At 74.3% G+C, this 8,693-nt stretch carries 9 protein-coding genes and 1 pseudogene; 3 read left to right on the top strand and 7 right to left on the bottom strand.

Translation table 11 applies throughout. The annotated features are described in order from the left end of the window. Positions 1-123: pseudogene (locus B7L92_RS42720) on the bottom strand (redox-sensitive transcriptional activator SoxR); the annotation flags it as partial. A gap of 86 nt (positions 124-209) precedes the next feature. On the opposite strand from B7L92_RS42720, the gene B7L92_RS26690 reads away from it, so the two are divergent. Then, a complete protein-coding gene (locus B7L92_RS26690; RefSeq protein ID WP_081239934.1) occupies positions 210-671 on the top strand; it encodes a MaoC family dehydratase in 462 nt (153 codons plus the stop codon). Between the two features lie 407 nt (positions 672-1,078). On the opposite strand, the gene B7L92_RS26685 is transcribed toward B7L92_RS26690, so the two are convergent. The 3 genes from B7L92_RS26685 to B7L92_RS26675 form a co-directional block, all read right to left on the bottom strand. After that, positions 1,079-1,723 carry a TetR/AcrR family transcriptional regulator gene (locus B7L92_RS26685; protein ID WP_081239933.1) on the bottom strand — a complete coding sequence of 215 codons (645 nt, stop codon included), beginning with the start codon at positions 1,721-1,723 and terminating at the stop codon, positions 1,079-1,081. A 67-nt stretch (positions 1,724-1,790) separates the two neighbouring features. Beyond that, positions 1,791-2,078: a YiaA/YiaB family inner membrane protein gene (locus B7L92_RS26680; RefSeq protein WP_004990161.1), complete on the bottom strand. Its 288-nt coding sequence runs from the start codon at positions 2,076-2,078 to the stop codon at positions 1,791-1,793. Positions 2,079-2,138: 60 nt separating this feature from the next. Further along, positions 2,139-3,290 (bottom strand): acyl-CoA dehydrogenase family protein, encoded by a 1,152-nt coding sequence (locus B7L92_RS26675; RefSeq protein ID WP_081239932.1) that lies wholly within the window; start codon positions 3,288-3,290, stop codon positions 2,139-2,141. 88 nt (positions 3,291-3,378) lie between these two features. Here B7L92_RS26675 and B7L92_RS26670 point away from each other — a divergent pair, with 88 nt between their 5' ends. Then, the gene (locus B7L92_RS26670) at positions 3,379-4,020 is read left to right on the top strand and encodes a TetR/AcrR family transcriptional regulator (protein ID WP_081239935.1); all 642 of its coding nucleotides are present in this window, start codon (positions 3,379-3,381) and stop codon (positions 4,018-4,020) included. Positions 4,021-4,081: 61 nt separating this feature from the next. Then, a complete protein-coding gene (locus B7L92_RS26665) occupies positions 4,082-4,804 on the top strand; it encodes an ArsR/SmtB family transcription factor (RefSeq protein WP_081239931.1) in 723 nt (240 codons plus the stop codon). 129 nt (positions 4,805-4,933) lie between these two features. Here B7L92_RS26665 and B7L92_RS26660 read toward each other — a convergent pair whose 3' ends face one another. From B7L92_RS26660 to B7L92_RS26650, 3 genes are all read right to left on the bottom strand, one after another. Further along, a complete protein-coding gene (locus B7L92_RS26660; protein ID WP_016826955.1) occupies positions 4,934-6,019 on the bottom strand; it encodes a Zn-dependent alcohol dehydrogenase in 1,086 nt (361 codons plus the stop codon). Between the two features lie 16 nt (positions 6,020-6,035). After that, a complete protein-coding gene (locus tag B7L92_RS26655; RefSeq protein WP_081239930.1) occupies positions 6,036-7,424 on the bottom strand; it encodes an aldehyde dehydrogenase family protein in 1,389 nt (462 codons plus the stop codon). Between the two features lie 123 nt (positions 7,425-7,547). After that, a partial coding sequence (locus tag B7L92_RS26650; protein WP_081239929.1) for an ABC transporter ATP-binding protein occupies positions 7,548-8,693 on the bottom strand: 1,146 nt, incomplete at its 5' end.

Genomic DNA, 8,693 nt, shown 5'->3' with positions numbered 1-8,693 from the left:
GGCGGAGACGGCGGCGCCGCTGCGGGCGGAGAGCTGGCCGACCGTGAGCTCGTGGATCTTCTCTGGAATCCGGTGCACTCCTCGAACCCTACCGACCCCGTCCGCCGCCCGGTCCGTTGACAGGGGCCGCACCGCCAACCATGCTAAGCAGTTGCTTAGACATGCGCACACGGATGCGCCTGCGACTACGTGACGCGAGAGGCCGGGACATGGCAGAGCCGAGGATCTTCACCTCCGTCGACGACCTGAAGGCGGCGGTGGGCGAGCAGCTGGGGTACACCGACTGGCTGGAGGTCGACCAGAAGCGGATCGACCTGTTCGCCGAGGCCACCGGGGACCACCAGTGGATCCACGTGGATCCGGAGAAGGCCGCCGCGGGGCCCTTCGGGACGACCATCGCGCACGGGTACCTGACGCTGTCCCTGCTGCCGCTCTTCGGTCCGCAGCTGATCTCCGTCGAGGGCGTGAGGATGGGCGTCAACTACGGCACGAACAAGGTGCGCTTCCCGGCCCCCGTCCCGGTCGGCTCGCGGCTGCGCGCCACCGCGACGATCACGGGCGTCGACGAGGTGCCGGGCGGCGTCCAGGTGGCCACCGCCTTCACCGTGGAGCGGGAGGGCGGCGACAAGCCGGTGTGCGTGGCCGAGTCGGTGGCCCGCTACTACCTGTGAACGCCCCGGGGCCTGAGTCCCGGGCTCGCACGACGGGCGTCACCGGCGGTGGTGCCGCGTCCGCGGCCGGCCCGTCCCGCCGGTGCCGGGGGGGGCGGGGCGAGGGCCGTTGACCCGCCCCCGCGCCGCCACGGCTCCCGTGCGCGAGACGGCTCCCGTGCTCGGGCGCGCATGTCGCGGGAGCCGTCGCGGTCCGCGTGATCGACGCGTCCGCGGGCCCGGCGCGTCCGCGTGACCGACGCGTCCGCGGGCCCGGCGCGCGCACCGGGCCCGGGAGACCCGGTCCCGCCCGGTCGACGTGCCCGCACGCGGCGCAGGCGCGGGAGGGGTGCGCCGGATCGGCGTGCGCTACCGGCGTCCCCGCCCGGCGCTTTGTGCGCGATGGACCGCCCCGGCCGGCCGAACGACTACTTCCGGGTGGCGCCGGGGTCCGTGACCCCGACCATCCGCAGCACGAGGTCGGCGTAGAGCGCGCCGACCTCCTCGGGGGTGCGGGGGCCGTCGACCTTGAACCAGCGGGCCACGTCGATGCAGAGGGAGAGCACGGCGAGGGTGGTGCCGTGCACGTCGACGATGTCGAACTCGCCGGAGCGCGCCCCCTCCTCGATGATCCCGCGCACCTCGGCGTCGACCTGCCGGCGCAGCTCGCGGATCTCGGCGCGGGCCTCGGGGCCGAGCGAGTCGAGCTCGTACTGCACGACCCGGGCGGTGGTGCGGCCGCCCGCGTGCCAGCGGACGAAGGAGCTGACGGCGCCCGCGAGCCGCTCGGTCGGGCTGCCCTCGGCGCGGGACGCCGTGCGCAGGACCTCCAGGGCCTTCTCGTGGCCGATCCTGCTGATGCGGTGGAGCAGCTCTTCCTTGGTCTTGTAGTGGATGTAGAGCGCGGCCGGGCTCATCCCGGCGCGGCCCGCGATGTCACGGGTCGTCGTGGCGTGGTAGCCGCGCTCCGCGAACGCCTCGACGGCGGCGAGCAGCAGCCGTCGGGCCGCATCGGGCGTGACCTCACCCCACGGCTGCGCCTCACCGCCGGCCGTCTCCTCCGCCGTACTCATCGCTCACCCCATTCGCTGGCAGGGGAAACACCATACCGGCAAAGGTGAGCGGTCGCTTAGCGAGCCCTCACAGCTTCTGCAGGGGATCGTGCTCGGCGAGCAGCTTCTCCAGGCGCGCCTGGTCGACCCGGTTCACGATCTGCCCGGCCTCCTGGCGGTCGCGGATGACCTTGGCCAGGGTGAAGGCGGAGGTGACGAGGTACAGGACCGCGATGCCCAGGAAGGCGCGGACCCAGGCATCGGCCTGGAGGTTGAAGATACCGACCGCGGTGGCTCCCAGGGCGACCGCGAAGGACGCCACGGCCTGGCCGTAGAAGGCCGCCGTGCTCTGCTGCTTGACCGGTGTGTCGCTCATGGGGACCAGGGTCGCCGGATGTGGCCGCGACCACATCCGCTCAGGTACTCAGTCCCGTACTCAGAACGCCGAGACCCCGGTCAGCGCACGGCCGATGACCAGCTTCTGGATCTGGCTCGTGCCCTCGTAGAGGGTCATCACGCGGGCGTCGCGCAGGAGTTTGCCGGCCGGGTACTCGTCGATGTAGCCGTAGCCGCCGAAGACCTGGAGGGCGTTGTTGGCCGCGCGGACGGCCGCCTCCGAGGCGAAGAGCTTGGCCTTGGAGGACTCGACGGCGAAGGGCCTCCCCCGGTCGATCAGGTCGGCGACCCGCCAGGTCAGCAGCCGGGCCGCGTCGACGTCCACGGCGATGTCGCTGATCAGCTCCTGGACGAGCTGGTGGTGGGCGATGGTCCTCCCGAACTGCTCGCGCTCCCCCGCGTACCGCACGGCCGCGTCCAGGGCGGCCTGGGCTATGCCGACGCAGCCGGCCGCGACCGACATGCGGCCCTTGGCGAGGGCGGAGAGGGCGACCGAGAAGCCCTTGCCCTCGGGGCCCAGCATCGCGGAGGCGGGCACCCGCACGTCCTCGAGGACCAGCTCGGCGGTGGCCTGGCCGCGCAGACCGAGCTTGCCGTGCACGGCACGGCGGGTCAGGCCGGGGGCGTCGGCGGGGACGAGGAAGGCGGAGACGCCCCGGTGGCCGGGGGCGTCGGCGGAGCGGGCGAAGAGCAGGACGACGTCGGCCCAGGTGCCGTTGGTGATGAACATCTTGGTGCCGTTGACGACGTAGTCGTCGCCGTCCCGCACCGCGCGCGTGGCGAGGTTGCCGGCGTCGGAGCCGGTGCCCGGCTCGGTGAGGCCGAAGCAGCCGACGTACGCGCCGGAGGTGAGCCCCGGCAGCCAGGTCCGCTTCTGCTCCTCGCTCCCCCAGGCGGCGACGGTCTTGGCGACCAGGCCGAGGGAGACCGAGACGATGCCGCGCACCGAGGAGTCGCCGCGGCCCAGTTCCTCGGTGACCAGGCAGTACGCGAGGTGGTCGCCGCCCGAGCCGCCGTACTCCTCGTCGATCGTGAGCCCGAGGAACCCGAGCGCGCCGAGCTTCTCGACGATGCCCCGGTCGACTTCCTCGGCGCGGTCCCAGGCGGTGGCGTGCGGGACCACCTCGCGCTCCACGAAGTCGCGGGCCAGCCGCCGGACGGCCTCCTGTTCCTCGCTGAGCTCCAGGTTCATACCGCGTCACCCCATGTGAAAGCCGCTCGAGATCCGTACCCGTAAATTAGCACTGCTAGTTTACGGGGTGAGCCCTACTATGTGCGCCATGGCCCGACCGCGCAAGCCCCTGCTCAGCACCGACCGGATCGTCGAGGCGGCCCGTGCGCTCGTGGACCAGGAGGGCCTGACGGCCGTCTCCACGCGGCGGCTCGCCGCGGAACTGGGGGTCAGCGGGCCCTCCCTCTACAACCACTTCCGCACCAAGGACGAGATCCTGGAGGCGGTCGCCGACTCGGTGAGCGCGCTGGTCGACCTGTCGATGTTCGAGGACGGCCGGGACTGGCGGACCGCGCTGCACGACTGGGCGGTGTCCTACCGGAGCGCGCTGCGCGACCACCCCAACATCGTGCCGGTCCTCGCCCGCGGTCCCGGCCGCCGGCCGGCGGCGCTGCGGCTGGCCGACGCGGTCTACGGCGCGATGGTCGAGGCCGGCTGGCCGCCCGCGCAGGCCACCTCCATCGGCGCGCTGATGCGGTACTTCATCATGGGCTCCGCGCTCGGCTCCTTCGCGGGCGGCTTCGTGGACGACGCCAGCGCCTACGACCCCGCCGACTACCCCCACCTCGGGCAGGCCCATCTGCTCGCCGAGCAGCAGGAGAAGATCGACGAGCGGGCCTTCGAGACGGGGCTGGCGGCGCTGCTGGACGGGCTGGCGCTCCAGTACGAGCAGGTGCGGGGCACCGCGTAGGGGCGGGCCGCGGCGCCCGGCGGCACGGATGCTTCGGCGGGCGCCGAAGCATCCGTGCCCCATGCTGGAGGGCATGACCACGAGGGACCCCCGGGCCGCCGGGCTGGCGCGGCTGGCCGGGCTGATCGCCGACGAGACCCGGGCCGTGTGCCTGCTGGCACTGCTGGACGGGCGCGCCTGGACGGCGGGTGAGCTGGCGCGGCACGCGGGTGTCGCCGCGTCGACGCTGAGCGAGCACCTGAGCAGGCTCGTCGCGGGCGGGCTGCTGGCCGAGGAGCGGCAGGGGCGGCACCGGTACGTGCGGCTGGCCGACGCGACCGCCGCCCAGCTGGTGGAGGACCTGGCCGCGCGGGTCGCCCCGGGCGACGTCCGGCGGCCGCGCACCCTGCGGCAGGCGGGCGCGGGGTCCGCGATGGCCCGGGGCCGCACCTGTTACGACCACCTGGCCGGCCGGCTCGGCATCGCCGTCACGGACGCCCTCACCGCGCGCGGGCTGCTGCGCCAGGACACCGGGTTCGCGCTCACCGACGCCGGTCTGCGGTGGTTCGACGCGGCCGGCATCGCCCTCGACCGCCGCGGCCGGCGCCCCCTGGCCCGTGCCTGCCTGGACTGGACGGAACGCCGGCCCCACCTCGCCGGGGCCGCGGGCGCGGCCCTGTGCGGGCACGCCCTCCGGGCGGGGTGGTGCGTGCGCATCGGTTCCGGGCGCGCGGTGCGGGTGACGGACACGGGCGAGCGCGCGCTGTCCGAGTTGCTGGGCATCGGGGCGGCGGTCCTGCGGTGACCGGCGGGCGCCGGCCCCGCGTCCGCGGTCCGCGGGCCTTCCCGCCGCTCCCCCTCCCGGCTCCGGGAGCACGACGAACGCCTCCCCGCGCGTCCCGGTCCCCCTGGGGACCGGGGCGTGCGGCGCCCCCTAGAAGACCACCAGGGCTCGTCCGCCCTTGCCGGCGAGCATGGTGTCGAAGGCGGCCGGGATGCCGTCCAGGGTGATCCGCTCGGTCACCAGGGCGCCCGGGTCGAGGCGGCCCGCCCTGATGTGCCCGGCGAGGACCGGGAGGTCCCGGGCGGGGTCGCAGTTGCCGTAGACGCAGCCGGACAGGGTCCTGCCCCAGTGGAAGATCTCCAGGGCGTTGAAGGTGACCTGCTGGTCCTTGCCGCCGATGCCGACGACCGTGGTGCGTCCGCCGCGCCGGGTGGAGTCCCAGGCCGTGCGGATGGTGCTCGCCCGGCCGACGCACTCGACGGCCGCGTCCACGCCCTGCTTCCCGGTGAGGGCGCGGATCTCGCGGGCGGTGGTGTCCGAGGCGACGAGGTAGTCGGTGGCGCCCGCGGACCGGGCCAGTTCCTCCTTCTCCGGGGAGACGTCGACCGCGACGATCGTCGACGCGCCCGCGAGACGGGCCGACTGGAGAGCGGCGAGGCCCACTCCCCCGGCGCCGAACACGGCGACCGTCTCGCCCGGCAGGACCCTGGCGGAGTGGTGGACCGCGCCGTAGCCGGTGAGCACGGCGCAGCCCAGCAGGGCGGCGTCGGTGAGCGGGACGCCGTCCGGGGCGGGCAGGACGCAGGACGCGGGCACCACCGTCTCCTCGGCGAACGCGGCGACGTTCAGGCCGGGGTACAGCTCGGTGCCGTCGTCGGCGCGGCGGGCGTGCACCTCGGCGGCGCCGTCCAGGGCGCCCGCGCACAGCCAGACCTCGTCGCGCGCGCAGGCGGGGCAGGTGCCGCAGGAGGGCGCCCAGTTGAGGACGACGCCGTCGCCGGGCGCGAGGTGGGTGACGCCCTCGCCGACGGAGACGACCGTCCCCGCGCCCTCGTGGCCGAGGACGGCCGGGACCGGCAGGCGCATGGTGCCGTTGGACAGGGACAGGTCGGAGTGGCAGACCCCGGCCGCGGCGAGCCGGACGCGGACCCGGCCGGGGCCGGGCTCGGGCAGGTCGACGCCGGTGATCTCCAGCGGTGAGCCGACGGCGGGCAGGACGGCGGCACGAACAGCCATGACGGATACGACTCCCCTAGAACTGGAGGGACTTGGTCTGGAGGTACTCGGTCAGGCCGTGCACGCCGAGTTCGCGGCCCACACCCGACTGCTTGTAACCCCCGAAGGGCGCGAGCGGGTTGAAGCCGCCGCCGTTGATGTCGACCTGCCCGGTGTCCATCCGGCGGGCGAAGGCCACCGCCTCCGCCTCGTCGCCGGCCCAGACGGCGCCGGCGAGGCCGTAGACGGTGCCGTTGGCGATGCGCAGGGCGTCCTCCTCGTCCTCGTAGCGCAGGACGGACAGGACCGGGCCGAAGATCTCCTCCTGGGCGACGGTCATCTCCGGGGTGACGTCGGCGAGGACGGTCGGGCTGACGAAGTAGCCCTTCTCGCGCGGGGATTCGGGGCCGCCGGCGACCAGGCGGGCGCCCTCGGCCACTCCCTTCTCGATGTAGCCGCGCACGCGCTGGAGCTGCCCCGCGTTGACGAGCGGGCCGATGCGGTCGCCGTACTTCGCGGCGGCGGCCGCGGCGAGCTCCACCGCCTCGTCGTACCGGTCCCGGTGGACCAGCATGCGGGTCCAGGCGCTGCACGTCTGACCGGAGTTGGACATCACGTTGGCGACGCCGACGTTGACCGCGCGGGCCAGGTCGGCGCCCGGCAGGATGACGTTGGCGGACTTGCCGCCGAGTTCGAGGGCGACCCGCTTGACCATGCCCGAGGCGATCGCGCCGATGCGGCGGCCGACGGCGGTGGAGCCGGTGAAGGAGACCAGGTCGACGTCCGGGTGCTCGGCGAGGGCCTGGCCGGCCACCGGGCCGAGGCCGGTGACGAGGTTGAACACGCCCGCCGGGATCCCGGCCGCGTGCACCGCCTCGGCGAAGAGCCGGGCGGTCAGCGGGGTGTCCTCGGCGGGCTTGACGACGAGGGTGCAGCCGGCGGCGAGGGCCGGAGCGGCCTTGGCGACGATCTGGTGGAGCGGGTAGTTCCAGGGCGTGATCGCGCCGACCACGCCGACCGGCTCGTGGAGGACCGTGGAGTTGCCCGTCCGCTCCTCGAAGGCGTACGTGGCCGCCAGTTCGGCGTACGAACCCGCCACCGCGATCGGCAGGCCGGCGTGGACGGCCTGCGCGAGCTTCGGGGGCGCGCCGAGTTCGGCGGTCACCGTCCGGGCGATCTCGTCCTGGCGGGCCACCAGCGTGTCCCGGAGGGCGGTCAGACGGGCGGCGCGCTCGGCGGGCGGGGTGGAGGCCCAGGCCGGGAGGGCGGCGCGGGCGGCGCGCACGGCGGCGTCGACGTCCTCCACCGTGCCCGCGGGCACGGTGGCGATCACCTGCTCGTCGGCCGGGTTCACGACCTCGATCACGTCCGGGCCGGCGGCGGGGCGCCATGAGCCGTCGATGTACATGCCGTCGTGTGCCTTCATCGCGCTTCCTCCGGGAGCGGGGCGTTGTCGTCCGGCACATAAACTAGCGGCGCTAATTTATGTGCGCCAGAGGGACACCCCGGAGTGGGCGGCCCCGTTCCGGGGCCGGGGCGCGCGCCGGTGTCATTCCCCGAGGTCGGGCAGGCGTTCCGGGTTCGGGCAGATGCGTTCGCCGTGCCGGTCGAAGACGAACAGGTGGGCGAGATCGACCAGGAGCGGCACCTGCATGCCGTGCCGGAGGTGGAGGTCGGGGGTGGTGCGGACGATGAGGTCGCCCGGCACGCGCGGCTCCGCGCGGGCGGGTGCCGGTTCCGCCGGTCCGGGCTGCTCCAGCGTCGCCACGGACCCCGCGCGCAGTGCGCCGGCCCGCTCCCGCAGGCGCTCCAGGACCCTGCCCTCGCGGCGGCGGCGCCGGGCCGGGCGGTCCGACCGGGGGTGCGGCGCCTCCAGTTCGGGGACGACGGCGGGCCGGGAGCCGGTGTTGAAGTGGACGAGGAGCTCGTGGCCCTGGAACTCCATGTGCTCCACCAGGCCGGTGAGCACCACCTCGCCGGGGCGGGCGGCGGCGGGTCCGGCGATGCGCACGGCTTCGGAACGCAGGCCCACGATGACCTCGCGGCCCTGCTGCACGCGCAGCAACCGGTGGTCGAGGCAGAGGGGCTCGGGCAGCCGCAGGAACTGCTTGCCCAGGCTGATGGTCATCGCCCCGTCGAGCGGGGCGCGGACCAGGCCGCGCAGCAGGTTGATGCGCGGGGTGCCGATGAACGCGGCGACGAAGACGTTGCTCGGCAGCGAGTACACCGCGCGGGGGCTGCCGATCTGCTGGAGGACGCCGCCGCGCAGGACGGCGACGCGGTCCCCGAGCGACATCGCCTCGGCCTGGTCGTGGGTGACGTAGACGGTGGTGACGCCCAACTCCCGGGTGAGCCGGGAGATCTCGGCGCGCAGACGGTTGCGGAGTTTGGCGTCCAGGTTGGACAGCGGCTCGTCCATCAGGAAGGCGGAGGGGTGGCGGGCGATGGCCCGGCCCATGGCGACACGCTGGCGCTCACCGCCGGAGAGCTGGGCGGGGAAGCGGTCGAGCAGGTCCTCGATGCCCAGCATGCGGGCGGTGGCGTTCACCCGGGGGCCCGGGTCGACGCCGGGTGCCTCGATGCGCAGCGGGAAACCGATGTTGTCGCGGCTGTTCATGCTCGGGTACAGGGCGAAGTTCTGGAACACCATCGCCATGTTCCGGTCGGAGGGCGGCAGGTCGTTGCCGTACTCCCC

Source organism: Streptomyces viridosporus, assembly GCF_002078235.1.
Taxonomy (GTDB): domain Bacteria; phylum Actinomycetota; class Actinomycetes; order Streptomycetales; family Streptomycetaceae; genus Streptomyces; species Streptomyces viridosporus.
This window is presented reverse-complemented; position numbering and strand designations above follow the sequence as displayed.